Annotated in this window: 27 protein-coding genes; 3 read left to right on the forward strand and 24 right to left on the reverse strand. The window is 68.8% G+C overall.

Features of this window, described 5'->3' with window-relative positions; translation table 11 throughout:
* Nucleotides 1–179 precede the first annotated feature (179 nt).
* From LXE91_RS05105 to LXE91_RS05170, 14 genes are all read right to left on the reverse strand, one after another.
* Complete coding sequence (locus LXE91_RS05105) at nucleotides 180–857, reverse strand: response regulator (protein ID WP_039351972.1); 678 nt, start codon at nucleotides 855–857, stop codon at nucleotides 180–182.
* Between the two features lie 13 nt (nucleotides 858–870).
* Entirely contained in the window at nucleotides 871–2,238 is a 1,368-nt protein-coding gene (locus LXE91_RS05110; RefSeq protein WP_039352229.1) for a sensor histidine kinase, read from the reverse strand.
* Between the two features lie 88 nt (nucleotides 2,239–2,326).
* The gene (locus LXE91_RS05115; protein WP_113976523.1) at nucleotides 2,327–3,184 is read right to left on the reverse strand and encodes an ABC transporter permease; all 858 of its coding nucleotides are present in this window, start codon (nucleotides 3,182–3,184) and stop codon (nucleotides 2,327–2,329) included.
* 37 nt (nucleotides 3,185–3,221) lie between these two features.
* Complete coding sequence (locus tag LXE91_RS05120; protein ID WP_039351969.1) at nucleotides 3,222–4,019, reverse strand: ABC transporter ATP-binding protein; 798 nt, start codon at nucleotides 4,017–4,019, stop codon at nucleotides 3,222–3,224.
* A 121-nt stretch (nucleotides 4,020–4,140) separates the two neighbouring features.
* On the reverse strand, nucleotides 4,141–5,145 hold the full coding sequence (locus tag LXE91_RS05125) for an ABC transporter substrate-binding protein (protein WP_039351966.1): 1,005 nt from the start codon (nucleotides 5,143–5,145) through the stop codon (nucleotides 4,141–4,143).
* Between the two features lie 166 nt (nucleotides 5,146–5,311).
* Nucleotides 5,312–6,094, reverse strand: coding sequence for a flagellar biosynthetic protein FliR (gene fliR / locus LXE91_RS05130; RefSeq protein WP_039351963.1), 783 nt, complete (start codon nucleotides 6,092–6,094; stop codon nucleotides 5,312–5,314).
* Nucleotides 6,095–6,117: 23 nt separating this feature from the next.
* Nucleotides 6,118–6,390 carry a flagellar biosynthesis protein FliQ gene (gene fliQ, locus LXE91_RS05135; RefSeq protein WP_039351961.1) on the reverse strand — a complete coding sequence of 91 codons (273 nt, stop codon included), beginning with the start codon at nucleotides 6,388–6,390 and terminating at the stop codon, nucleotides 6,118–6,120.
* Nucleotides 6,391–6,410: 20 nt separating this feature from the next.
* Nucleotides 6,411–7,172 carry a flagellar type III secretion system pore protein FliP gene (fliP, locus tag LXE91_RS05140; protein ID WP_039351958.1) on the reverse strand — a complete coding sequence of 254 codons (762 nt, stop codon included), beginning with the start codon at nucleotides 7,170–7,172 and terminating at the stop codon, nucleotides 6,411–6,413.
* Nucleotides 7,173–7,208: 36 nt separating this feature from the next.
* Nucleotides 7,209–7,781 carry a flagellar biosynthetic protein FliO gene (fliO, locus tag LXE91_RS05145; RefSeq protein WP_039351955.1) on the reverse strand — a complete coding sequence of 191 codons (573 nt, stop codon included), beginning with the start codon at nucleotides 7,779–7,781 and terminating at the stop codon, nucleotides 7,209–7,211.
* Nucleotides 7,778–8,269, reverse strand: coding sequence for a flagellar motor switch protein FliN (fliN, locus tag LXE91_RS05150; protein ID WP_039351952.1), 492 nt, complete (start codon nucleotides 8,267–8,269; stop codon nucleotides 7,778–7,780). The genes fliO and fliN overlap by 4 nt, the downstream gene beginning before the upstream one ends.
* On the reverse strand, nucleotides 8,262–9,260 hold the full coding sequence (gene fliM / locus LXE91_RS05155) for a flagellar motor switch protein FliM (RefSeq protein WP_039351949.1): 999 nt from the start codon (nucleotides 9,258–9,260) through the stop codon (nucleotides 8,262–8,264). Before fliM ends, fliN begins: the two co-directional genes overlap by 8 nt.
* A 22-nt stretch (nucleotides 9,261–9,282) precedes the next feature.
* Nucleotides 9,283–9,819 (reverse strand): flagellar basal body-associated protein FliL, encoded by a 537-nt coding sequence (gene fliL, locus LXE91_RS05160; protein WP_046196266.1) that lies wholly within the window; start codon nucleotides 9,817–9,819, stop codon nucleotides 9,283–9,285.
* A gap of 253 nt (nucleotides 9,820–10,072) precedes the next feature.
* Nucleotides 10,073–10,795, reverse strand: coding sequence for an LrgB family protein (locus tag LXE91_RS05165; RefSeq protein WP_039351943.1), 723 nt, complete (start codon nucleotides 10,793–10,795; stop codon nucleotides 10,073–10,075).
* 13 nt (nucleotides 10,796–10,808) lie between these two features.
* Nucleotides 10,809–11,285, reverse strand: coding sequence for a CidA/LrgA family protein (locus LXE91_RS05170; RefSeq protein ID WP_039351940.1), 477 nt, complete (start codon nucleotides 11,283–11,285; stop codon nucleotides 10,809–10,811).
* Between the two features lie 140 nt (nucleotides 11,286–11,425).
* On the opposite strand from LXE91_RS05170, the gene LXE91_RS05175 reads away from it, so the two are divergent.
* On the forward strand, nucleotides 11,426–12,352 hold the full coding sequence (locus LXE91_RS05175) for a LysR family transcriptional regulator (RefSeq protein ID WP_039351937.1): 927 nt from the start codon (nucleotides 11,426–11,428) through the stop codon (nucleotides 12,350–12,352).
* Between the two features lie 261 nt (nucleotides 12,353–12,613).
* Here LXE91_RS05175 and LXE91_RS05180 read toward each other — a convergent pair whose 3' ends face one another.
* Together LXE91_RS05180 and LXE91_RS05185 are read right to left on the reverse strand one after the other, a co-directional pair.
* Nucleotides 12,614–14,173, reverse strand: coding sequence for a DHA2 family efflux MFS transporter permease subunit (locus LXE91_RS05180; protein ID WP_039351934.1), 1,560 nt, complete (start codon nucleotides 14,171–14,173; stop codon nucleotides 12,614–12,616).
* 177 nt (nucleotides 14,174–14,350) lie between these two features.
* On the reverse strand, nucleotides 14,351–14,842 hold the full coding sequence (locus LXE91_RS05185) for a MarR family winged helix-turn-helix transcriptional regulator (RefSeq protein WP_039351931.1): 492 nt from the start codon (nucleotides 14,840–14,842) through the stop codon (nucleotides 14,351–14,353).
* 174 nt (nucleotides 14,843–15,016) lie between these two features.
* Between LXE91_RS05185 and LXE91_RS05190 the strand changes: the two genes are divergently transcribed.
* Nucleotides 15,017–15,301: a multidrug ABC transporter ATPase gene (locus tag LXE91_RS05190; protein ID WP_011350474.1), complete on the forward strand. Its 285-nt coding sequence runs from the start codon at nucleotides 15,017–15,019 to the stop codon at nucleotides 15,299–15,301.
* Between the two features lie 239 nt (nucleotides 15,302–15,540).
* Nucleotides 15,541–17,112: an efflux transporter outer membrane subunit gene (locus LXE91_RS05195; protein WP_039351922.1), complete on the forward strand. Its 1,572-nt coding sequence runs from the start codon at nucleotides 15,541–15,543 to the stop codon at nucleotides 17,110–17,112.
* Between the two features lie 22 nt (nucleotides 17,113–17,134).
* On the opposite strand, the gene LXE91_RS05200 is transcribed toward LXE91_RS05195, so the two are convergent.
* Genes LXE91_RS05200 through gspG form a run of 8 tightly spaced genes read right to left on the reverse strand, consistent with a single transcriptional unit; the run spans nucleotide 17,135 to nucleotide 23,113 of the window.
* Complete coding sequence (locus LXE91_RS05200; RefSeq protein ID WP_039351919.1) at nucleotides 17,135–17,923, reverse strand: type II secretion system protein N; 789 nt, start codon at nucleotides 17,921–17,923, stop codon at nucleotides 17,135–17,137.
* Between the two features lie 31 nt (nucleotides 17,924–17,954).
* On the reverse strand, nucleotides 17,955–18,461 hold the full coding sequence (gene gspM, locus LXE91_RS05205; RefSeq protein WP_039352217.1) for a type II secretion system protein GspM: 507 nt from the start codon (nucleotides 18,459–18,461) through the stop codon (nucleotides 17,955–17,957).
* Nucleotides 18,458–19,819 (reverse strand): type II secretion system protein GspL, encoded by a 1,362-nt coding sequence (gene gspL, locus LXE91_RS05210; RefSeq protein ID WP_278068118.1) that lies wholly within the window; start codon nucleotides 19,817–19,819, stop codon nucleotides 18,458–18,460. Before gspL ends, gspM begins: the two co-directional genes overlap by 4 nt.
* Before the next feature lie 26 nt (nucleotides 19,820–19,845).
* Entirely contained in the window at nucleotides 19,846–20,979 is a 1,134-nt protein-coding gene (gene gspK, locus LXE91_RS05215; protein WP_039351913.1) for a type II secretion system minor pseudopilin GspK, read from the reverse strand.
* Nucleotides 20,980–20,981: 2 nt separating this feature from the next.
* Entirely contained in the window at nucleotides 20,982–21,641 is a 660-nt protein-coding gene (locus LXE91_RS05220) for a PulJ/GspJ family protein (RefSeq protein ID WP_039351910.1), read from the reverse strand.
* A gap of 7 nt (nucleotides 21,642–21,648) precedes the next feature.
* Nucleotides 21,649–22,056: a type II secretion system minor pseudopilin GspI gene (gene gspI, locus LXE91_RS05225; protein ID WP_076841317.1), complete on the reverse strand. Its 408-nt coding sequence runs from the start codon at nucleotides 22,054–22,056 to the stop codon at nucleotides 21,649–21,651.
* Nucleotides 22,053–22,622, reverse strand: coding sequence for a GspH/FimT family pseudopilin (locus LXE91_RS05230; RefSeq protein ID WP_039351907.1), 570 nt, complete (start codon nucleotides 22,620–22,622; stop codon nucleotides 22,053–22,055). The genes gspI and LXE91_RS05230 overlap by 4 nt, the downstream gene beginning before the upstream one ends.
* Before the next feature lie 38 nt (nucleotides 22,623–22,660).
* Complete coding sequence (gspG, locus tag LXE91_RS05235) at nucleotides 22,661–23,113, reverse strand: type II secretion system major pseudopilin GspG (protein ID WP_039351904.1); 453 nt, start codon at nucleotides 23,111–23,113, stop codon at nucleotides 22,661–22,663.
* Between the last annotated feature and the right edge of the window lie 59 nt (nucleotides 23,114–23,172).

The raw sequence follows: 23,172 nt of genomic DNA on the forward strand, positions 1-23,172 counted from the left end.
TAGAGGGGGCAATCCTTCACGACGCTTTCCCGGAGTAAAGAATCGGATCGGTGAAAACACCGAACGCGCAACGATCGCGGATCGGGCAGGCGGGCGGAAGCAGGCAAGCCGGGGGCGCCGGCATGCGTCGATGACGTTTCGTGCTACGAATCGGTATTCAGGGCCCGCAAAGCGGCCCGTCAGTCCTGCGCGCTCTTCATGCGCAGGATGTAACCCAGCCCGCGCAGCGTGATGATCTCGGCCGTGCCGCCCGCGAGATGCTTGCGCAGCCGGTGGATGTAGATGTCGATCGCATCGGCGCTCGGCTCGTCGTCGAGCGCGAACACGCTGTCCATCAGGCGGGCCTTCGACACCGTCTTGTTCTGCTGCAGCATCAGCGTTTCGAGGATCGCGTGCTCGCGGCGGCGCAGCGCGAGCACCGTTTCGCCGCAGCGGAATTCGCGCGTGCCGAATGCGTAGACGAGATCGCCGCATACGAGCTGCGTCGTGCCGACGCCGGCCTGCCGGCGGATCAGCGCGCGGATCCGCGCGACCAGCTCGCGCGATTCGAATGGCTTCACGACGTAATCGTCGGCACCCGCGCCGAAGCAGTCGACCTTGTCGTCGACCGAGCCGTGCGCGGTCAGCATCAGCACCGGCACGTTGTCGTTGCGGCGCCGCAGCCGCGCGAGCACCTCCTTGCCGCTGATGCCGGGCAGGCGCATGTCGAGCAGCACCGCGTCGTAGCGTTCGGTCTTCAGCACCGTATCGGCGCGCTCGCCGTCGCCGACGGAGTCGACCGCGAAATCCTCGCCGCGCAGCAGGTTCACGATCCAGTGCGCGAGCTCGGCGTTGTCTTCGACCAGCAGGAGTTTCATGACGGCCTTCTCTTCATTCGTAGGCGGGCAGCCGTACGGTTACGACGATACCGCGATTGCCGGCGCCCGGCGCGAGCGACGCGCTGCCGCCGTGCGCCTGCGCGATCTCGCGGACGATCGCGAGCCCGAGACCCGAGCCTTCGGTATCGGCCGACACGCGGTAGAACCGCTTGAATACGTGCGGCCGCGCTTCGGCCGGGATGCCGGGGCCGTTGTCGACCACGTCGAGCACGATCGCGTCGCCGTCACGGCGGGCGCAGACCGTCACGCAGCCGCCCGGCTGCGTGTAGCGCACCGCGTTGTCGACGAGGTTCATCACCAGCGCGGTCAGCAGGCTGTCGCTGCCCGCGACGTCGAGCCGCTCGCCGAGGTCGGCCCCGAGATCGATATTGCGCCGCTGCGCGAGCACGATCGTTTCCTCGAGCACGCTCGACACCACGGCCGCGAGATCGACGCGATGGGTCAGCAGCGTCGACGGCGTCGCTTCCGCATGCGCGAGCAGCAGCAGCTTGTCGGTCACGTCGGCCATCTTGCGGCTGCTGCGCTGCATGCTGTCGAGCACCGCTGCAAGCTCCGGGTCGTCGTGCCCGCGCCGCTGCGCATACTGGATCTGCGTGTCGAGCACCGCGATCGGCGTGCGCAACTGGTGCGCGGCATCCGCGATGAAGCGGCGCTGCGTGGCCGTGTGCGTGTTGAGCCGCGCGATGCACTGGTTGATCGCGTCGACGATCGGCCGCAGCTCGTTCTGCAGCCGCTCGGGGCGGATCGGCTCCAGCTCCATCGGCCCGCGGTCGGCCACGTCGTCCTTCAGCTTCATCAGCGGGCGCATCTCGAAAGTGAGGCCGAGGTACACGAGCCCCATCGCGAGCATCAGCATCAGCGACAGGCGCACGAGCTGCGGCCGCCAGATCGTCGCGACCATCGCGCCGTACGAACGCGTCGTCTTCGCGACGACCACCGTCACCGTCTCGATCTGCCCCTCGTCGTACAGCTGGCGATCGTAGGCCACCGCACGCAGCGGCACGCCGTCGAGCGACGTGTCGTACAGCGTCGGCTCGATGCCGTGCCGCGCGGGCACGTCGAGCGCCGGCGTGCCCGCGAGCAGGCGGTCGTGGCCGTCGACCACCTTGTAGAACACCGAATCGCGCGACGGCGATTCGAAGATCTCCAGCGCGGCCGGCGGCACGTCGGCCGCCGGCCGCCCGTTGCGCCATTCGACGTCCTCGCCGATCGTGCGCGCGGACGCGACGAGCGCGCTGTCCTGCACGAGCGCGGCCGTGGTCCGCGCGGTGTCGTACGACATCGCGCCGGCGATCAGCACGAACACCGCGAGCGGCAGCAGCAGCCACCACAGCAGCCGTCCGCGCAGGCTGTGCGCCATCCTGTTGCGCTCCTTCTCCGAAATGCCGAACCGCGCCGGGAGCGCCGGCGCGGTCGGGTGTGTCATGTCAGGCGTGCGTCTGCGGCGTTCAGAACGCCGCGGGGCGCCACTTCAGCAGCCGCTTCTCGAGCCAGGTCAGCAGGTAGTCGGCAGCCAGCGCGACCACCGCCAGCACGATCATCGCCGCGAACACGCCGCTCGCGTTGAACGCGCCCTGGGCGGTGGAGATTAGCAGGCCGATGCCCTGCTTGGAACCCAGGAATTCGCCGACGACCGCGCCGACCAGCGCGAAACCGAAGCTCACGTGCAGGCTGGCGAGAATCCAGCTCAGCGCGGACGGGATCACGACCGACGTGGTGATCTGCCGGCGCGACGCACCGAGGATCTGCGCGTTCGCGATCAGGTAGCGGTCGGCTTCGCGCACGCCCTGGAACGCGTTGCCGAACACGACGAAGAACACCATCACGACGGCCAGCGCGATCTTCGACGCCATCCCGAGGCCCAGCGCGATCACGAAGATCGAGCCGAGCACGACGCGCGGAATCGAGTTCGCGATCTGGATGTACAGGCCGAACACGTCGGCCATCAGCTTGTTGCGGCCGAGCACGATCCCGCAGATCACGCCGGCCACCGAGCCGATCACGAAGCCGATGCCGGTTTCCTCGAGCGTGACCCACACCTGCGTGAGCAGCGGGCCCTGCGACGTGCCGTTCACGAACCAGTCCTCGATCTGCGCGAAGATCAGCGTCGGCTGCGAGAAGAAGAACGGGTCGATCCACTTCAGCCGGGCGGCGAGTTCCCACCCGCCCAGCACGATCACGAGTACGGCGATCCGCAGGCCGATGATCAGTTGCCGGCGGCGGCGCAGGCGGGTTTGAGCGGCGCGCGACTCGTCCTCGAGCGACGTTGCCGGAATGGCGGTGGGGGGAAGCGTCATGTCGGTCATGCTCCTGTCCTTGCGGTCCTTGCCTTGAGCGTATGCGTCAGCCGATCTGCACTTCTTCGCGCAGGTCGTGCCAGATGTCCTTGGAAATTTCGATGAAGCGCGTGTCGTAGCGGATCTCCGACGTGACGCGCGGGCGCGGCAGGTCGATCTCGTACACGCGCTTGAGCGTGGCGGGCCGCGCGGTCAGCACGAACACGCGGTCGGCGAGCGCGATCGCTTCCTCGAGATCGTGCGTGACGAACACGACCGAGCCCTTGTTCGCGGACCACAGCTGCAGCAGCTCGTCCTGCATCAGCGTGCGGGTCTGCATGTCGAGTGCCGAGAACGGCTCGTCCATCAGCAGGATTTCCGGCTGGTTGATGAAGGTCTGCGCGAGCGCGACGCGCTTCCTCATCCCGCCGGACAGCTGGTGCGGGTAGTGCTTCGTGAACTTGTCGAGGCCGACCTTGCGGATCCATTCCTCGGCCTGCGTGTACGCGACGTCCTTCGAGCGGCCGCGAAACAGCGGGCCGGCCGCGACGTTGTCGATCACGTTGCGCCACGGGAACACGGCGTCGGCCTGGAACACGAAGCCGATGCGCGGGTCGATCCCGTCGACCGGTCGGCCCATCACGCGCACTTCGCCCGTCGCGGGCTTGAGCAGCCCGGTGATCAGGTTCAGCGTGGTCGACTTGCCGCAGCCGGTCGGGCCGACGATCGCGATGAACTCGCCGCGCGCGACGCTCATGCTGAAGTCGCGCAGCGCGACGGTGGCCTTGCCTTCCGGCGAAATGAAGCGGCACGACACGTTGCGAAACTCGATCGCCGGTGTGCTCGGGGAGACTGCCTGGTTCATCGCATTGATCCTGCGGGTGAGGAGGGCGTCGCATCGTGGCGACGCCGGGCCGGTCAACCGGGCCGGAACGGGGAACGCACGGCGGCGGGATCGCCGCCGCCGGCGCCGCTACCGGGTTCGCTTACTTCGCGTTCACGAAATCGTTCGTGAAGGTGCGTGCCAGGTCGATGTGCTTGCCTTTCACCGACGGGTTGAATGCCGACAGCACCTTCAGCACGGTCGCCGGGCCGTCGGCCGGCATCTTGCCGTCGGCCGTGTACATCGGCAGCGACGCCTTCAGCGCGCTCACGTACAGCGCCTTGTCCTTCTGGTAGTCGGCCGGCATCTTCGCGGCGATCTCGTCGGCGCTGTGCGTGTGGATGAACTGCATCGTCTTCGCGAACGCGTGCGCGAGCTTGGTCGCCTGATCCTTGTGCGAATCGGCCCAGGCCGACTGCACGTACAGGCTCGCGGCCGGGTAGGTGCCGCCGAGCGCGGCGCGCGTGCCTTCCAGCGTGCGCAGGTCGACCAGCACCTTCGCGTCACCCATCTTCTCGAGCGCGGACACCGTCGGCTCCGTCGTCATCCCGGCATCGATGCGGCCCTGCTTGATCGCGGCGATGAAGCTCGCGTCGGCGCCGACCGGCAGCATCGTGTACTGGGTCGACTGCACGCCGTGCTGCAGCGCGAGGTATTGCGTGAGGAAGCTGGTCGACGAGCCGAGGCCCGTCACGCCGAGCGTCTTGCCCTTCGCGTCGGCCATCGACTTGAAGGTCGGCGCGGCCTTGGTCGACACCATCTCGACTTCGCCCGGCACCTGGCAGAGCACGGCGATCGCCTTCACGTCCTTGCCCTTGCTCTGCAGGTCGACCGTGTGGTCGTAGAAGCCGACCACGCCCTGCACGGCGCCTGCCAGCAGTTCGTTCTCGGCGTCGACGCCGGCCGGCTGCGACAGCAGCTCGACGTCGAGCCCTTCGGCCTTGAAGTAGCCGAGCTCCTGCGTGAGGCGTGCGGGCAGGTAGATGAGCTTCGCGATCCCGCCGACCATGATCGTGATCTTGCCGCCGTCGTCGGCGAAAGCGGGTTGAGCGGCAAGCGCGCAGCTCAGGCTGGCTGCAACGGCGAGGGTGCGCAGGATGGGTCGCATCGGGTCGTCTCCGTTCGTTGTATTCGTATGGCGCGATGCTTGCTGCATCGTCACGACGAGTATAGGGAGACGAAACCTTCCGCTACCTTTCGCGGGCGGGCGATTCCTTTAGGGGTTTTCCAGCAACGCGGGGCCGGAACAGGCGGGAGAACGGGGAAGGGGGCGCTCAGCGCCAGCCGCCCAGCACGCGGCCCATCGCGTCGAGCCCCATGTCGAACAGGTGCGCCACGAACGGCACGAGGTTCGGGATCATCAGTTGCACGAGCAACAGCCCGACGAGCATCGTCACCGGAAAGCCGACCTGGAACACGCCGATCTGCGGTGCCGCGCGATTCAGGATGCCGAGCGCGAGGTTTGCGATCAGCAGCGCCGCGACCACCGGCAGCGCGAGCAGCAGCCCCATCTCGAACACCGTCGTGCCGAACGATGCGAGCGTGCGCCAGCCGGGCGCGTGCAGCAGGTCGGCCGACACCGGCAGCGACTGGAACGACGCGGCGAGCGCGGCGAACACCTGCAGGTGGCCGTCCACCGCGAGGAACGCGAGCATCGCGACCGCGTTCAGGAAGCGGCCCATCGCGGGCGTCGCGCCGCTCGTGTGCGGATCGAAGAAGGTGGCGAAGCCGAGCCCCATCGACAGCCCGATGAAGTCGCCGGCCGCCTCGACGGCCGCGAACACGATCTGCATCGTGAAGCCCATCGCGGCGCCGATCAGGAACTGCGTGACGAGGATCCAGATGCCCTGCGCGGAGAACACGGTGACGTCCGGCATCGCGCCGAGCGTCGGCGCCACGACCAGCGCCATGAACGCGGCGATGCCGATCTTCACGCGCACGGGCACCGACGCGTGGCCGACGACGGGCGCGGTCGCGACGAGCGCGAGCATCCGCACGAACGGCCACAGGAACGCCGTGAGCCAGCCGTTGAGCTGCGCGTAGGTAACCGAGAACATCGCCGCCGGGTGGTGCGCGCGGCTCAGCCGACGCCGAGCGTCGCGACGTGCAGCAGCGTCTGCCGCAGGTAGTCGAGCATCGTCGTCATCATCCACGGGCCAGCGATCACGAGCGTCGCGGCGACCGCGAGCAGCTTCGGGATGAACGACAGCGTCGCCTCGTTGATCTGCGTCGCGGCCTGGAACAGGCTCACGACGAGGCCGACCGCGAGCGCGACCAGCAGCAGCGGGGCCGCGAGCAGCAGGCCGACCATCATCGCGTGGTGCGCGAGCGTCATGACTTGTTCGGGCGTCATCGTGCGTGTTCCTCCGCGGCTTACGTAAAGCTCTGCGCGAGCGAGCCGATCAGCAGCTGCCAGCCGTCGACCAGCACGAACAGCATCAGCTTGAACGGCAGCGATACGGTGGACGGCGACACCATCATCATCCCCATCGACATCAGCACGCTCGCGACGACCATGTCGATGATCAGGAACGGGATGAACACCGTGAAGCCGATCTGGAAGCCGGTCTTCAGCTCGCTCGTGACGAATGCCGGCACCAGCAGCGACAGCGGCACGTCCTCGGGCCCCTGCATCGGCGCGGCCTTCGAGATCTTCGCGAACAGCGCGAGATCGGTCTCGCGGGTCTGCTTCAGCATGAAGGTCTTGAACGGCGCGACGCCGCGCTGCACCGCCTGCTCCATCGGCATCGAGCCGTCGGAGAACGGCTTGTAGCCGTCGTTGTACGCACGGTCGAGCACCGGCGACATCACGAAGAAGGTGAGGAACATCGCGAGGCCGACGAGCACCTGGTTCGGCGGCGTCGTCGCGGTGCCGAGCGCCTGGCGCAGCAGCGACAGCACGATGATGATGCGCGTGAAGCTCGTCATCATCAGCAGCATCGCCGGCAGGAACGACAGCATCGTGAGCAGCAGCATCGTCTGCACGCTCAGCGAATACGTGGTGCCGCCGTGCGGGCCCGGACTTGTATTGAACGCGGGCAGGCCGTTCGCCTGCGCATACGCGAGCGCGGGGGCAAGGCAGAGGATCAGCACGGGCGCGAAGCGCGCCGCGCGATGCAGGAAAGCGTGTTTCATCGGAATGCGGGGTCGGAAAGAGGGCGCGGCGCCATGTCAGCGGTCCTTGCCGCGACCGAGGCGCTTCGCGGCTTCGCCCGCGAGCGCGTCGCGAAACCGCGAGCCGAACGTGCCGGGCAGGCCGCCGTCGGACGCGGTGGCGCCGGCGGGCGCGTCGGCGGAAGCCGTCGTTGCGGTAGCCGCCGCCGAACCGGCCGGCAGCGTGTGCAGCAATCGCACGTTGCCCGGCGCGACGCCGAGCACGAGCCAGGTGTCGCCGATCTCGACGATCGTCGCGCTTTCCTTCGCGCCGACCGCGACGCTCGACACGACCTTCAGCGGGCCGCCGCGGCGTGCATGCTGGAAGCCGAAGCGGCGCGCGAGCCACGCGCACGCGAATACGAGACCGATCACGACCGCGAGCCCGACCAGCGTCTGCAGCACCGCACCGAAGCCGAGCGACGGGGCGGCCGAACCGACCATCACGCTCGAGGCAATCGCCCCGGCGTGGTTCACCGCGTTCATGTCGGCGGCGACGGCCGGCGCGCAGGCGAGCGACGCCGCAATGGCCGTGGCAGCCGCTGCCACGCTTGCGACGCGCACGCGACGGCCCGGCTTCACAACGTTCATCGATTCAGCTTCCGGATGCGTTCGGCCGGCGTGATGATGTCGGTCAGGCGGATGCCGAACTTGTCGTTGACGACCACGACCTCGCCCTGCGCGATCAGGCAGCCGTTCACGAGCACGTCCATCGGCTCGCCGGCCATGCCGTCCAGCTCGACGACCGACCCCTGCGCGAGCTGCAGCAGGTTGCGGATCGCGATCTTCGTGCGGCCGAGCTCCACGGTCATCTTGACCGGGATGTCGAGGATCATCTCGATGTCGTTGTGCGTCGAGTTCGCCGCGGCCTTCGACAACGGCTGGAACACGCCGGCGCCGGTCGCACCGGCCTGCACCGGCTGCTCGTTCTGCTCGGCGAGCGCGGCCGCCCAGTCGTCCATGCCCGGATCCTCTTCCGCCGCGGCCGGTGCCGCCTGCGCGGCGGCGGCCGATGCCGCGAGGGCCGCGTCGGCCATCGCTTGTGCGTCGTCCTCGGGCGTCTGGTTCAGCTCACTCATATCCACCTTCCTTCATCGAATCGCCCGCGCCGATCATCTTCTGCACGCGCAACGCATATTGACCATTGAAAATTCCGTAGCCGCATTCCATCACCGGCACGCCGTCGACCTTCGCGGTGATCGTGTCCTCGATTTCCAGCGGCAGCACGTCGCCCGCGCGCAGGTTCAGGATCTTCTCGAAGTTCGACGAGATCTCGGCCAGGTTCGCGGTGAGCTCGACCTCGGCGGCCTGCACCTGCTGCGACAGCACGCGCACCCAGCGGCGGTCGACTTCGAGCGCCTCGCCCTGGATCGGCGACGCGAGCACGTCGCGGATCGGCTCGACCATCGAGTACGGCATGCAGATGTGCAGCGTGCCGCCGGTCGGCCCGAATTCGATCGAGAACTGCGTGACGATGACGATCTCGTTCGGCGTCGCGACGTTCGCGAACTGCGTGTGCATTTCCGAGCGCACGAACTCGAACTGCAGCGGCCGCACGCTCTTCCACGCGGTCGTGTAGTGCTCGAATACGAGGTTCAGCAGCTTGCCGATGATCCGCTGCTCGGTGGCCGTGAAGTCGCGGCCCTCGACGCGCGTGTGAAAGCGCCCGTCGCCGCCGAACAGGTTGTCGACGACGAAGAACACGAGGTTCGGGTCGAACACGAACAGCGACGTGCCGCGCAGCGGCTTCACGTGCACCAGGTTCAGGTTCGTCGGGATCGGCAGGTTGCGGGTGAACTCGCTGTACTTCTGCACCTTCACCTGGCTGACGGAGATTTCCGCCGTACGCCGCATGAAGTTGAAGATGCCGATCCGCAGCAGGCGCGCAAAGCGGTCGTTGATGATCTCGAGGCCGGGCATCCGGCCGCGGACGATCCGCTCCTGCGTCGCGATGTTGTAGGGGCGGACGCCCGATGTGTCGCGCTTTTCGTCGACTGAATCGGCTTCGCCCGTGACGCCCTTGAGGAGGGCATCGACCTCCTCCTGGGACATGAACTCCTGGTGACCCATACGCGCTCCTTTCTCGGCCGCGTTACTGGACGACGAACTCGGTGAACAGCACGTCGTCGACCTTCGCGCGCTGGTTGCCCGGCTGCGTCGGCTGCTCGATCAGCTCCCGCAGTTCCTTCGCGAGCGAACGTTTGCCGTCCGGCGTCGCGAGATCCTCGGGATGCTTGTTCGACAGCGCGAGCAGGATCCGGCTGCGGATCTCAGGCATCCGCGCGGTCAGTTGCTCCTGCGCCTTCGGGTCGGTGAGCTTCAGCGACAGGCCGACGCGCAGGTAGTGCTGCGCGCCGTCGTCGGACTGCAGGTTCACGGTCAGCGCGTCGAGCGGGAAGAACACCGGCGCGGCCAGCGGCGCCGGCTCGGCGGGCTTGCTCGCATGGCCGACGCCTTCCTTGCTCAGGAACACGTACATGCCGCCGGCTGCGGCGGCCGCCGCGCCCAGCGCGATGACGGCGATGAGCGCGATGCGCTTGAACTTGCCGGAAGAAGCCGGCTTGTCGGCGGTCGGGTTTGCGGTCGTGGAGGCCATGTGAATGCGTGCGTGATGTCTCGTAGCATGCATTGTTCGGCATCCGGGCCGAGGCCGATGGGCGGAAAAGAGGGGGGATTTGCGGCTATCTCAGCCGATTGTCGGCCGGGTGTCGGCCGGATGCAGGGTAAGTGGGGGCGGAAAGGGCCGCCGGGATGGCGGCCGAACCGGGCGTGGCCGGGCGTGGCCGGGCGTGGGCGTCGTTCCTGCCTCGCGGAGCCTGCCGCGCCGAGGGCGGCAGGAACGATCGCGCCGGGCCCGCGCCTGACGGGCGTGCGCCGCCCGGTCAGATCGGCAGCAGCGTCAGGAGCGGTGCGATCAGCACCATCGCGACGCCCGCGATCATCATCGTCAGGCTCGACACGACGCCTTCCTCGCTGCCGATCTCACGCGCCTTCGCGGTGCCCACGCCGTGGGCGGCTGCGCCGAACAGCGCGCCGCGCGCGAGCCGCGTGCGCATCGGCACCAGCGCGAGCACCAGTTCGCCGAGCAGCATCCCGCAGATGCCGGTCGCGATCACGAACAGCGCGGTGAGATCCTTCGGCGCGTGGATCTTGTCCGACACGGCGAGCGCGAACGGCGTCGACACCGAGCGCGTCATCAGCGAGCGCTGCAGCTCGGGCGACAGGTGCAGCAGCTTCGCGAGCAGCAGCGACCCGCACACGCCCGCGCAGATCCCGACCGCGACGCCGACCGACAGCGACAGCCAGTGGCGGCGGATCAGGTCGCGATAGTCGTAGATCGGCACCGCGAACGCGATCGTCGCCGGGCCGAGCAGCCACATCAGCCAGCGCGTGTCGTGAAAGTAGACCGAATACGGGATGCCGGTCAGCAGGACGAGCAGCACCAGCACGCCCGGCACGAACACGAGCGGCGAGAACAGCAGCGTCTTCTTGTACGCGTAGAGCCGCTTCGACGCGAAATACAGCACGACGGTCAGCACGAAGCAGCCGAACGAGATCGCGGTGTTCGCCTGGTCGGCGGACAGGTTCGACAATGCGGCAAGCATGGCAGGCTCCGGCTCAGTGGGCGGACGCGGCGGTGAGGCGCGTGCGGCGGCGTTCGGCGAACACGCGCTGCGCGGCGAGCCGGCGCTCGAGCTTCGCGGCGAGGTCGACCGCGACGGCCACCGCAACCATCACGAACGCGGTGCCGGCGAGCATGACCAGCGCGATGCGCCAGCCGTCCTCGCGGAACAGCCCGCCGTACTGCACGGCCGCGACGGCGGCCGGCACGAAGAACAGCAGCATGTCGGACAGCAGCCAGTTCGCACCGTCCTTCACCCATGCGGGCGCGACGCGGCCCGAGAACAGCAGCACGAGGAGCACCGCGAGGCCGATCACGCCGGACGGAATCGGCAGCCCGATCTTGCGCACGGCCCAGTCGACCGCCATCCACAGCGCGCCGAGCGCGGCGGCCTGCAGCGCGATGCGGCCCGTGTGCGCCAGGCTGGGCGAAGCAGCGGGGCGGGCGGCGGGTGCGGCGGTCGGCTTGGTCATGGCGGGCTCCCTACAGATATTCCGTTGATGGTGGGAGTATAGGGTTTCCCCTAACCATAAATAAAATGACTTGTCTCTATCCTTGTCATTCCAATCCGGAATTCATATTGGGATCGCCGCACCATTTTGGGGAGACATCGATGGAATTGCGCGCGTTGCGGTACTTCGTCGAGGTGGTTCGCCAGCAGAGTTTCACGGCGGCCGCCGACAAGCTGTTCGTGACCCAGCCGACCATCAGCAAGATGGTGAAGGCGCTCGAGGACGAAATCGGATCGCCGCTGCTGCTGCGCGACGGCCGGCAGATGGTGCTGACCGACGCGGGGCGGATCGTGTTCCAGCGCGGCCAGGACGTGCTCGCCGCGCAGGCGCAGCTGCAGTCGGAGCTGAACGATCTCGGCACGCTCGGGCGCGGCGAGCTGACGATCGGGATCCCGCCGCTCGGCGGCTCGCTGTTCACGCCGATCATCGCCGCGTACAAGCAGCGCTACCCGAACATCGAGCTGAAGCTGTTCGAGCAGGGCGCGCGGATGATCGAGGCCGCGCTGATGTCGGGTGAGCTGGAGCTGGGCGGGCTGCTGGAGCCGGTCGATCCCGGCACCTTCGAGCGGCTGCCGATGGTGCGCGCGCCGCTGTGGCTCGTCGCGCCGCGCGAGTCGCGCTGGGAGGATCACGCGACCGTGCCGCTCGCGGATCTCGCGCGCGAGTCGTTCGTGTTCTACGCGGAAAGCCTCGCGCTGCACGATGCGGTGCTCGACGCGTGCCGGCAGGCCGGCTTCACGCCGTCGATCGTGAGCCGCAGCGGCCATTGGGATTTCATGGCCGCGCTCGTGCATGCGGGGGTCGGCATCGCGCTGCTGCCCGAGCCGTATTGCAGGCGGCTCGACGCGGGCCAGTTCACGTGCCGGCCGATCGTCGAGCCCGAGATCACGTGGGCGATCGCGCTCGGCTGGCTGAAGAAGGGGTATCTGTCGCACGCGGCGCGCGCGTGGCTCGACGTGGCGCGGGCGACGCTGCCGATCGCGCCGGGTGACGATCTGGCGTTCGGCGGGTTGCGGGCGAGGGAGTGACGTCCGGCGGGCCCGGCGATCAGCGGTTGCCCTCGAACAGCGTCCAAATGACATCGCGTCCCATCGAATCGAAGTCGGCCGGGACGTGGATTTGGCCTTTCATGAAGCCGATCCGACTCCGAGGAGCAGGCTCCGGCATGTCGATCGGTACGTGGATTCGCATTGCGCCTCCCCGATCAACCGAACTCAAACATCCAGCCGGCCCAGTTTGATCGGAAGAGGCGCGCCAACGCGCCGACCTTTCATCCCGCCACACCTGCTTCAATGCCCCATCGCCGGCCCCGCACCCTTCCTCGGCTTGGTGACCCACACGAGCGCCGCGAGCGCGCCGAACATGAATGCCGACAGCAGGAAGAAGTCGTTGGTCGCCATCATGAAGCCCTGCTGCGTGACGAGCTGGTTGAGCTGCGCATTGGCCGTCTGGCCGACGATCCCGAGCTGCGACAGCGCGCCCTGGTAGTCGGTCGTGCCCTGCGCATACACGCTCACCGATTCCGACAGTCGCGCGTGATGGTAGATCGCGTCGTTCTCCCAGAACGTCGAGCTCGCCGCGGTGCCGATCGCGCCGGACAGCGTGCGCAGGAAGTTCGACAGCCCCGACGCGCTCGCAAGCCGGTCGTCGGAGATGCTCGACAGCGTGATCGTCGTCATCGGCACGAAGAAGCACGCGACGCCGATCCCCTGCACGAGCCGCGGCAGGATCACGTGGTTGAACGGCACGTCGAGCGTAAACGTCGAGTTCCAGATCGACACGCCGGCAAACACGATGAACGCGAAGCTCGCGACCATCCGCAGGTCGAGCCGGTGCATGTTGCGGCCGATCAGCGGCGACAGCACGAGCGCGAGCAGCCCGACCGGCGCGGTCGCGAGGCCGGCCTTGCCCGCCGTGTAGCCCATCACCGTCTGCAGCCACAGCGGGAAGATCACGACCGAGCCGAAGAACGCCATGAAGCCGAACGAGATGATCATCGCGCCGAGCGCGAAATTGCGGTCCTTGAACAGCGACAGGTCGACCACCGGCTCCTTCTCGGTCGCCTCCCACACGAGCATGAACGCGAGCGACACGACCGCGATCAGCGCGAGCGCGACGATGAACGTCGAGTTGAACCAGTCGCGGTCCTTGCCGAGGTCAAGCATCATCTGCAGGCATGACACGCCGATCACGAGCAGCGCCAGGCCGATCGCGTCGATCCGCTGCTTCGACGTCTTCGTCTCGCGGCCGCGCAGCAGGAAGTACGCGCAGGTCGCCGAGAAGATGCCGATCGGCAGGTTGATGTAGAAGATCCACGGCCACGTGTAGTTGTCGCTGATCCAGCCGCCCAGCAACGGGCCGAAGATCGGTGCGACGATCACCGTCATCGCCCATAGCCCGAGCGCGAGCCCGCGCTTCGCGGGCGGGTAGCTGCGCATCAGGATCGTCTGCGACAGCGGCACCATCGGCCCCGACACGAGGCCCTGCAGCAGCCGGAACGCGATCAGCGTCTCGAAGTTGGTCGCGAGGCCGCACAGCGCCGATGCGATCGTAAACGCGAGCACCGACAACGTGAACAGCCGCACCTCGCCGACCCGCCGCGCGAGCCAGCCGGTGAGCGGCACCGCGATCGCGGACGCCACCGAGTACGACGAGATCACCCAGGTGCCTTCGCTCGTCGCGACACCGAGGCTGCCGGAAATGGTCGGCACCGCGACGTTCGCGATCGACGTGTCGAGCACTTCCATGAAGGTGCCGAGCGCGAGCCCGACGGTGAGCAGCGCGAGCGCACCGCCGGACAGCGGCGCGGGTTCGGCGACGGGGGCGGCGGATGCCGTGGTGGCGGACATCGGAATCTCCTAGACGCGGCGCGCGCGACGCGCCGGCACAACGCACGGGTGTGCGCCGCAGCGCCGCCCGGCCGGGTGGAACGGATAAAGGGAAAAGGGGAGCGCGTGCCCTGTCATCTTCTGCCCAGACAGATAAATAAACGAGTGCTTAACCTAGACATGGGGCCTCCGCGCACATCAGCTGTCCGCTTCTTCGTCGGGTTTCGGGCAACCGGTCGCACCGGGGCCGTTGGCGATGAAGCGCTGCAGCAGGCCGGTGAGCGTCACGAGCTCGTCGGCCGAGAAACCCTCGAGCTGCGCGTTGAGCGCGTTCGCGATCAGCGACGGCAGCGCCCGGGCGGCTTCGGCGCCGCGTTCGGTCAGCGTCAGCTCGATCATCCGGCGGTCCTGCTCGCTGCGCGAGCGGGCGACCAGCCCCTTGCGTTCGAGCCGGTCGAGCATCCGCGTCATCGACCCGCTGTCGTACGACATCTTGCGGGACAGCTCGAACGGCGTGCGCGCATAGCCGCGCGACAGCAGCAGGATCACGCCGATCTGCTGCGCGGTGAGGTCGTGCGGCTCGAGTGCACGGTCCATCCGCTCGACGAGCGCCTGCTTCGCCTTCGACAGGTAATAGCCGAGGCTCGTTTCCAGCGCGATGTTCTCGGGATCGTAGAGGCCGCCGGTCATGCGATTGCGCGCGCAGCAATAGTGCGTTTCGGATTTGGACGCGCCCAGTATCTTGAAAATTGATTGCATAGTCAATATTATTTGAGGCAACCAGTTACGACGTGCATGTTGCACTGCCGGAGACTATGTTCTGACCGATGCGCCCGCGCTGCGGGCACCCCGAGGATGTTCGCGATGCTGTTCCTGAAAAATGCCGCCGGCGCGCTGCGCCGCAACCTGACCGATACCGCTCATCATGCGTTTTCCGGGCCGCACCGCGGCTGGAAGATCGCACTGTACGTGACGATGCTGGTGGTCCCGGGCGGCTCGCTCGCGGCGCTCGGGTTCGCATGGTTCGATCATCGCCGGCAGCGCAACGCGAAAGACGGCGCGCGCCGCACGGGCCAGCCGGCCGCGACGGAGCCGTCGACATGGCGATCCGCCGCCGAACCGCTCCCGCTGCCCGCGCGCTGCCACTGACCGCGCGCGTCTCCCGCCTTCCTGACTGCCCTGGCCGAGCGCCCCCGGCTTTCCGTCAGCGAGCCGTAATGGCCGGTAAACCGGCCGCGCGCACCGGTAACACATTCCTGTCCCCGCGCACCGTACCCTTGGGGCTGCGCAGCTTTCTCGCCGTCAGTTACCATTTGTCCGCCAGCGGCACGACGACCGCATCGCGCGACGCCGCTCGCCGGACGTCGCGCCCAGACAGGAAAACCACCATGCCGTACGCCTCCCTCCCGCGCGCCGTTCGCCCGCTGAGCGCCGCCGTCGCCGTTGCGACGGCCGTGCTGCTCGCCGGCTGCGCCGTCGGGCCCGACTATCACCGGCCCGACACGTCGATCCCCGCCGCCTACAAGGAAGCGCCGGCCGGCTGGAAGGTCGCGCAACCCGCCGACCGCACCGACCGCGGCGCGTGGTGGACCGTCTACAACGATCCGCAGCTCGATGCGCTGATCGGCAGGCTCAACGCGTCGAACCAGACCATCGCGCAATCGGCGGCCGCGTACCGGCAGGCGCGCGCGCTCGTCACCGAAGCGCGGGCCGCCTATTTCCCGACCGTCGGGCTGACCGCGTCGGGCTCGCGCGCCCGCACGCCGCGCACGTCGGTGTCGTCGAGTTCGTCGTCGAGCTTCGGCGGCGGCTCGTCCGGCTCGATCAACAACAGCTACAGCGTCGGCCTCGACGCGAGCTGGGAACCCGACCTGTGGGGCAAGGTGAGTCGTACCGTCAGCGCGCAGCGTGCCGGCGAAGCGGCCGCCGCCGCCGATCTCGCGAACGCGCGGCTGTCGCAGCAGGCGCTGCTCGCGCAAACCTATTTCCAGCTGCGCACGTCCGATGCGCTGCAGAAGCTGCTCGACGACACCGTAAAGTCGTACGAACAGTCGCTGAAACTCACGCAGAACCAGTACGCGCAGGGCGTCGCCGCGCGCGCGGACGTGATCCAGGCGCAGACGCAGCTGCAGAGCGCGCAGGCCGCGTCGATCGACAACGGCGTGGCCCGCGCGCAGTACGAGCACGCGATCGCGACGCTGATCGGCGAACCGGCGTCGACCTTCTCGCTACCGCCGAATCCGCTCACGGCCGAGCCGCCGATCACGCCGGTCGACGTGCCGTCCGCGATCCTCGAGCGCCGGCCCGACGTCGCGGCGGCCGAGCGCCGTGCGGCGGCCGCAAACGAGCAGATCGGCGTCGCGATCGCCGCGTTCTTCCCGACGCTCACGCTGTCGGCCACCGGCGGCTTCCAGAGCTCGGTGTGGTCGCAGCTGTTCACGCTGCCGGCGCGCTTCTGGACGGTCGGCCCGCAGCTCGCGGCCACGCTGTTCGACGCCGGGCTGCGCGCCGCGCAGACCGACGCCGCGCGTGCGACCTACGACCAGGACGTCGCCGCGTACCGCCTCGCGGTGCTCACCGCGTTCCAGGACGTCGAGGACAACCTCGCGTCGCAGCGCATCCTCGCGCAGGAAATCGACGTGCAGCGGCAGGCCGTCGACAGCGCCGAGCATTCGCTCGCGATCGTCACGAACCAGTACAAGGCCGGCACGGTCGCCTACCTGAACGTGCTGACCGCGCAGACCACGGCGTTCACCGCGCAGCAGAAGCTCGCGACGATCGCCGGGCAGCGGATGACGTCGTCGGTCGGGCTCGTGAAGGCGCTCGGCGGCGGCTGGAACGTCGCGGAGATGGCGCGCGAGAACGGCGACATGGCGGCGCCGGCACCGGTGCCGGCGTCCGGTTCAGCCGCCCCCGCGGCCACCGCACCGTCGGTCGCCGCGCCGCTCGCGCAGAAGTAGGAAGGAAAGGGCGACGCGCGCGTCAGCGCTGCGCGTCGCCGAAGATCAGCGACACCTCGTTGTTCCCGATCGGGTGGCCGAGCAGGTTCAGCAGCCCCGCGAGGTTCGCCTGCTGCTCGGGCGCCGAGTGCGCGGTGCCGCGGAACGAGCCTTGGCCCGGGCCGAAGCTGCCGTGGCCGTCGAGGAACAGCGGACCCTGCGTCGTCGACAGGTCGAGATCGGCGCCGGCCCCCTTCGCCTGCAGCACCGCGCGGTACGAACCGAGCGGCTTCACGCGCGAGACGCGCGAACTCATCGAATCGATCGTCACCGTCAGCTGGCCGAACGCGTTGTTGCCGATCAGGCGCCAGTCGCTCCAGCCGAGCCGCACGTCGCCCTGCAGGTCGAGCGTGTTGAACGGCGTGCCGAGCCCGGCGAGCAGCGACGCGGGCACGGCCATCGTGCCCGCCGACAGCACCGCGCCGCGCCACGTCGCATCGAGCGTGACCGCGTCGGGCATCGCCTCGGTCTGCCGCATGCGCATCTGCACGCGCCCGGTCAGCAGCGGCCAGAAGCCCGTGGTCCATTCGACCCGGCCGGGCAGCAGCGTCGCCGCGCTCTGGTCGGCTCCCGGCGCCAGCATCAGCGTGCCCGAGCCGTGCCACAGCGACCCGTCGGGATCGACGAGATTCACGTGCCCGCCGGTCGCACGCGCGAACTGAGGCGCAATCCATGCGGCCGGCGCGAGCGCGACGAGCGTTACCGCCGTCGCCACGGCACCCGCCAGTACCCACGGCAATGCGGTGGCGAGCCGCTTCAATCCCGGCCTCATCGGCCGACCGCCACGTGCTTCATCCACTGCGTCATTTCTGCGTAGACGGTTGCATCACGGCCATCAGGTCGACCTGGCCGTCGTCCTTCAGCGCGGTCGCATGCGCCTCGCCGACCTGCACCTTGAACTGCCGGCGCGCATCGTCAAGCCACTGCGTCCACGCCGGGAACGACACGTTCTTCATCTGGATCTGCACGCCGTTGCCGACGATCTGCACCTGCGCACCCTGCAGCCCGTGATCGGCCAGCGACGCGGTCAGCGCGTCCTTCAGCGCGAGGCCGGTCGGCGCCACGCCCTGCGCGGCGGCCGTCAGTGACTTCGCCTCGTTCGCCTGCGCGGTCATCTGCGCGAGCTCGCGGCGCATCGTCGGCAGCTCGCGCTGGATCCGCGCGCGGCCTTCCTGAGCGGGCGACCACAGCACCGAATACGCGATCGCGACCGCCAGCACGGCGCCGCCCCAGCCGAGCAGCATCTTTTCGCGCTGGGAGCGCTCGCCCCAGAACTGGGCCAGCGTCTGGTTCAGTTGTTCGGTCTTCATGAGCGGCTCCGGATCGTCCATTTGCCCGTATTGCTGTCGACTTCGCCGGACAGTCCGTTACGCGCGAGGCGCTGCGTGAAATCGGGATCGACCTTGACCTCCGGCTTGAAGCCGACGTCGAGCCGCCGGTCGTGATAGTCGAGCGACGCGATGCCGTTCAGCGGCAGCGCGCCCATCGAACGCGACAGCCCGCTCGCCAGCGCGAGGAAATCGTTCGGCGACAGCTCGCCGGCCGCGAGACGCAACTGGTCGAGCTGGCGCTGCATCTGCGCGGGCGGATCGAGCACCGTCGTCGTCTTCGGGAACGCGGACAGCAGCGTCTCGGTAATCTGCGCGGACAGCGCATCGCGCTCGCGCGACAGCTTCCACCAGTGCAGGTTCATCCCGATCACCGCCACGCCGAGCGTCGCCGCGACGAGGGCGAGCGGCACGCGCAGGCGCTTCACCGTCGCGCGGTCGAAGCGCCACGGCTGCGATTCGAATTCGAACTGGCACAGGTCGAATTTCTCGGTCAGCGCGCGCCGCGCGAACGCGTCGAACGACAGCGGCGCGGCGCCCGGCAGCAGCGGGCCGCCGTCGGTGCGACCGACCGATGCGAGCCGCGGCTCCGCGCCCGGGTCGCCGAGTTCGTACAGTTCGACGTCGCCGCCACCCGCGAGCGCGGCCAGCGTGCCGGCCGCACGCGACGCGGGCGCCGCGAAGCCTTCGCCGAGCGCACCGCGCGCGACCGCGAGTTCGAGACGCGGCGCACCGGCTGCAGCCGGCAGCGCGCCGGCCTCGACGAGTACCGGCTCGACCGATGCCGCAAGCCCGAGCACCGCGGCCACCGTCGCCGGACGGGCGGGCGGCGCCTCGACGGCGTCGGCAGCCACCGCGGCGGCGTCGACTTCGCTGTCGGCCGGCGCGGCGGTGACGCGCGGCGCCGGCAGGCAGCGGGTCGCGGGCACCGCGCTCAGGTGCCGGTGGCCGGCCGCGGTGAACGCTTCGCAGATCGTGCGGAACCACGCGCGATCGACGACGGCCAGCACGCGGCGCCCGTCGGGCAGCGGGTCCGGATCGAGCGCGATATGGCAGCCGAGCGGATCCTGGATCAGCTGATCCTCGACGATGTTGGGCAGCGCCCGGCGCAGCTTCGGTCCCTTCAGCGGCGGCACGGTCGCGGCCAGCAGCAGCACGTCGCGCGCGGCGACGATCAGCACGGTCGCATTCGCGCGCGGCAGCAGCGCGAGCGCGGCGCGGCCGGCGCGCTGCACGTGGCCGGCCTTGTCGACGAGCGTGAACGGCAGCTCGGGCCACTGCCATTCCTGCAACGGCACGGCAGGCTCGCGCGGCGGCAAAGAAACAATCAACGTGCTCACAAGAGCTCCTCTCCCGATTGGCGTCGTTATAGCTGGTCGCGAATGCGCACGACCCGTGTCGAGTGCGTGGTCGGATCACGATACACGAGCGAGGTGCGATCGACCTCCGCGCGTTCGTGCTGGATCCGGCCATGCACGATGAAATAGCTCGAATTGACGTCGACAAGGCTCGAGTCGGGCGTCACGTTCGGTGGCGCACCGGCGCCGCGCAGCGCGAGCTGCACGTCGGCGACGTTGCGGAAAAACACGGTCTCGCGGCGCGACACGAGCGCCTGCGCGGACGACACGCTCATCCCCGGCATCAGCGCCGCGATCACCTCGGCCGGCGCCGTGTTCATGTTCACGGGCGTCGTGGTCGGCAGCACGGTGACGAACGGGCGCAGCCGCGCGACCATCTCGGGCGTCACGCCGTCGACGTCGAGCAGGCTGTCGACGCCCGTCATCATCAGCGGCGCGGGCCCGCGATCGCCGCCCGTCATGCCGGGATCGTCGGTGAAGCCGCCGCCGCCTTGCTGATCGGTCGTCACCGGCGCGGTGACCGGCGGCGCCGTGCCGCCACCCGGCAGCGTCGGCATCTGGAAACGCGTCGCCGAATTCAGCAGGCTCGCGCGCACCTGCAGCGCGATGCGCTTCGCGAGCGCGCCGTCGTAGCCGAGCGTCGTCAGCAGGCGCTGGAACGCCTGGACCTGCGTGACGTTCAACTGCAGCACGCCGGGCGCCGGCGACGCCACGAGGTTGCGCAGGTTGAACTTCGCCTGCGCGTCCTCGATCGAGCCGGAGATATAGGTGTCTTCGCCGCCGGTGTCGTTGGGCGCACCGATCCGGCCGAGGAAGTCCGACAGTTTCGTCTTCGCGATCGGCACGCCCCAGATCCCGCCGAGATACGTGATGCCGGGCGCCGTGTCGCCTTCGGAACGCAGGATCATCCGCGTCCAGTCGAGCGCGCCGCGCGCGACCCACTGCGCCTGCGCGATCACGCGCTGGTTCTCGATCCGGCGGATCTGCACCTGCTGGCGCCACAGCATCCCCGAGACGAGAATCGCCGACAGCGCGACGACCAGCAGCGCGGTGATGATCGCCGCGCCGCGCTGGTGGCCGCGTGGCCGCGCGCGACCGGCGGCACGGGCAACGAACAATGAGCGGTGAGGGCGCGCGCGCATGGTCATTCCCCGACGAGGAAGATGCGCGTGACCGGCACGCGCAGCGACGTCGCGCCGATGCTGACCTGCAGCCCCGTCACCGCGCGTGCGGGCGGCGCGTTGCCGATCTGCGGCACCTTGAGCGCATCGTTGTTCTGCGCGAGCGCGTCGTTGGCCGTCTGCAGGTTGGTGGTCCAGCCCACGCGCGGCACGTACAGCTTCGCGTCGATTGCGCCGACGCCGCCCATCAGCGCGACCCAGCTCCAGCCTTCGACGCTGCTGTCCTTCAGCATGTTGCGCAACCGGTTCGCGTCGTCGATCGGCGGCGATGCATAGCGCACGACGCGCCCGCCGGCGATCCGGTAGCGGACCACCTGCAGCCGCGGCGCCACGCCCGGCACCTCGAGTTCGCGGACGATCTGCAGTGTATTGCCGGCCACGCCGATCGCCGGCTGGCCGGCCTCGTCGTCGGTCGCGGCGAGCCGCGCGTCGATGCGCATCTGGTCGAACATCTGCGCGAACACGCGCTCGTCTTCCATTGCGGCCGCGACCTTGTCGCGACCGCGCATGATCTGGTCGAGCCCGCGCCACGCGAGGATCGCGACCACCGCGAGGATCGCGATCGCGATCATCAGCTCGATCAGCGTGAAGCCGCGGGCGGGGCGGGCGAGCGGGCGTCGCATCGGCGCGTCAGAGCGGACGGCTGGTTTCATTCGCGACCACCGTCACCATTTGCGCGAGCACGCCGGTGTGCCCGGGCATGCTCACTGAAATCCGCACGCGCCGGAACACCGGGTTGGGTGTGGTGCTCACGCGCTGCGTGCAGACGAGCTGCACGTTGCCTTGCGAGCAGTCGAAACTCTGTTCGCCGACCTCCGGCCACGCATGCGTGAGCCGCATCTGCGCGAGCGCGTTGTCGGCGCTCCAGCCGGCGAGCAGGCGGTGATGAAGGTCGGACGCGTTGTTCGCCATCGTGCCGACCGCGCGGATCGACGCGGCGAGCGCGACCGCGATGATCGCGAGCGCGACCAGCACCTCGATCATCGTGAAACCGCGCGATGAAGAAACGGAAGAGGGCAGGCGACGACGCATCGTCATTGCACCTCGTAGCGGCCGTTGCCGGTGCCGACGATCGTCGCGCTGCCGACAGCCGAATGCAGCGTCACGCGTACCGGCGTGTCGATGCTCTCGGTACCGAACACGACGCGATTCGCATGCGTGTCGGACCCCGGATAGTCGATGTCGGCGCCCGTGACGCCACCGTCCCAGTCGCGCGGGCGCAGCAGGTCGTCGCGCAGCGTGCGCCAGCCGTCGGGCGAGCTCACGTCGAAATGGAAGCCGTGCGCGGTCGGCTGCCACGCGATCGGCCGGGCACGCACCTGCGCTTCGTCGCCGGCCGTCTCGAACAGCAGCGCGATGCGCTGCGCTTCCTCGCGCAGGTCGGTGCGCGGATTGCGCGTGAGCGACAGCGACGCGAGCGACACGAGCAGCCCCGCGATCACGAGCACGACCAGCATTTCGAGCAGCGTGAAGCCGCGCGCGCGACGACGCCGCGCGCCATGCAACGCCTGCCCGCCGTCGGCACGCACCGGCGCGGACGAAGCCGCACCGCGACGCACACGGCGATCGCGGCCGCAGCGGAAGGTCGTGCGAGTGGCGAGCATGAAGAAGGGAACGAAGCGTAGGGCCGGTCAGTGAGCGCTTATTGCCACGAACCGATGTCGGTGTCGTTGCCTTCGCCGCCTTCCTTGCCGTCGGCGCCGTAGCTGAACACGTCGATCTCGCCGTGCACGCCCGGGTTCAGGTACTTGTAGCCGTTACCCCACGGATCGTTCGGCAGGCGCTCGAGATAGCCGCCGTCCTTCCAGTTGTTCGGGATCGGATCGGTGGTCGGCTTCTGGATCAGCGCGTTCAGGCCCTGATCCTGCGTCGGGTAGCGGCCGTTGTCGAGACGGTACAGCTTGAGCGCCTGCATGATCGTGCCGATGTCCTGTTTCGCGGCGATGCGGCGTGCCTCGTCCGGGCGGCTCATGATCTTCGGCACGATCAGCGCCGCCAGGATCCCGAGGATCGCGACCACCACCATGATCTCGATCAGCGTGAAACCGCGCTGACGACGCACGGCCGCGTTGCGGCGAGTGATCCACGTTTGCATGACTGACTACCTCTTTCCAAAAAATGTCGTGGGTTGAGTGACGCGCCCGGCGCACCGGA

Source organism: Burkholderia contaminans (assembly GCF_029633825.1).
Lineage (GTDB): Bacteria > Pseudomonadota > Gammaproteobacteria > Burkholderiales > Burkholderiaceae > Burkholderia > Burkholderia contaminans.

Coding starts and splice junctions, on each gene's coding strand:
- gspI (WP_076841317.1), bottom strand. CDS start 22,056: ATGACGATGCGTCGTCGCCTGCCCTCTTCCGTTTCTTCATCGCGCGGT.
- LXE91_RS05195 (WP_039351922.1), top strand. CDS start 15,541: ATGCCGTACGCCTCCCTCCCGCGCGCCGTTCGCCCGCTGAGCGCCGCC.
- LXE91_RS05185 (WP_039351931.1), bottom strand. CDS start 14,842: ATGACCGGCGGCCTCTACGATCCCGAGAACATCGCGCTGGAAACGAGC.
- LXE91_RS05200 (WP_039351919.1), bottom strand. CDS start 17,923: ATGAGGCCGGGATTGAAGCGGCTCGCCACCGCATTGCCGTGGGTACTG.
- LXE91_RS05165 (WP_039351943.1), bottom strand. CDS start 10,795: ATGCTTGCCGCATTGTCGAACCTGTCCGCCGACCAGGCGAACACCGCG.
- fliM (WP_039351949.1), bottom strand. CDS start 9,260: ATGGGTCACCAGGAGTTCATGTCCCAGGAGGAGGTCGATGCCCTCCTC.
- fliO (WP_039351955.1), bottom strand. CDS start 7,781: ATGAACGTTGTGAAGCCGGGCCGTCGCGTGCGCGTCGCAAGCGTGGCA.
- gspM (WP_039352217.1), bottom strand. CDS start 18,461: ATGAAGACCGAACAACTGAACCAGACGCTGGCCCAGTTCTGGGGCGAG.
- LXE91_RS05110 (WP_039352229.1), bottom strand. CDS start 2,238: ATGGCGCACAGCCTGCGCGGACGGCTGCTGTGGTGGCTGCTGCTGCCG.
- fliR (WP_039351963.1), bottom strand. CDS start 6,094: ATGTTCTCGGTTACCTACGCGCAGCTCAACGGCTGGCTCACGGCGTTC.
- LXE91_RS05170 (WP_039351940.1), bottom strand. CDS start 11,285: ATGACCAAGCCGACCGCCGCACCCGCCGCCCGCCCCGCTGCTTCGCCC.
- fliL (WP_046196266.1), bottom strand. CDS start 9,819: ATGCATGCTACGAGACATCACGCACGCATTCACATGGCCTCCACGACC.
- fliQ (WP_039351961.1), bottom strand. CDS start 6,390: ATGACGCCCGAACAAGTCATGACGCTCGCGCACCACGCGATGATGGTC.
- gspG (WP_039351904.1), bottom strand. CDS start 23,113: ATGCAAACGTGGATCACTCGCCGCAACGCGGCCGTGCGTCGTCAGCGC.
- fliP (WP_039351958.1), bottom strand. CDS start 7,172: ATGAAACACGCTTTCCTGCATCGCGCGGCGCGCTTCGCGCCCGTGCTG.
- LXE91_RS05175 (WP_039351937.1), top strand. CDS start 11,426: ATGGAATTGCGCGCGTTGCGGTACTTCGTCGAGGTGGTTCGCCAGCAG.
- LXE91_RS05120 (WP_039351969.1), bottom strand. CDS start 4,019: ATGAACCAGGCAGTCTCCCCGAGCACACCGGCGATCGAGTTTCGCAAC.
- LXE91_RS05180 (WP_039351934.1), bottom strand. CDS start 14,173: ATGTCCGCCACCACGGCATCCGCCGCCCCCGTCGCCGAACCCGCGCCG.
- LXE91_RS05115 (WP_113976523.1), bottom strand. CDS start 3,184: ATGACCGACATGACGCTTCCCCCCACCGCCATTCCGGCAACGTCGCTC.
- LXE91_RS05105 (WP_039351972.1), bottom strand. CDS start 857: ATGAAACTCCTGCTGGTCGAAGACAACGCCGAGCTCGCGCACTGGATC.
- gspK (WP_039351913.1), bottom strand. CDS start 20,979: ATGCGCGCGCGCCCTCACCGCTCATTGTTCGTTGCCCGTGCCGCCGGT.
- LXE91_RS05190 (WP_011350474.1), top strand. CDS start 15,017: ATGCTGTTCCTGAAAAATGCCGCCGGCGCGCTGCGCCGCAACCTGACC.
- LXE91_RS05230 (WP_039351907.1), bottom strand. CDS start 22,622: ATGCTCGCCACTCGCACGACCTTCCGCTGCGGCCGCGATCGCCGTGTG.
- LXE91_RS05125 (WP_039351966.1), bottom strand. CDS start 5,145: ATGCGACCCATCCTGCGCACCCTCGCCGTTGCAGCCAGCCTGAGCTGC.
- fliN (WP_039351952.1), bottom strand. CDS start 8,269: ATGAGTGAGCTGAACCAGACGCCCGAGGACGACGCACAAGCGATGGCC.
- LXE91_RS05220 (WP_039351910.1), bottom strand. CDS start 21,641: ATGCGACGCCCGCTCGCCCGCCCCGCCCGCGGCTTCACGCTGATCGAG.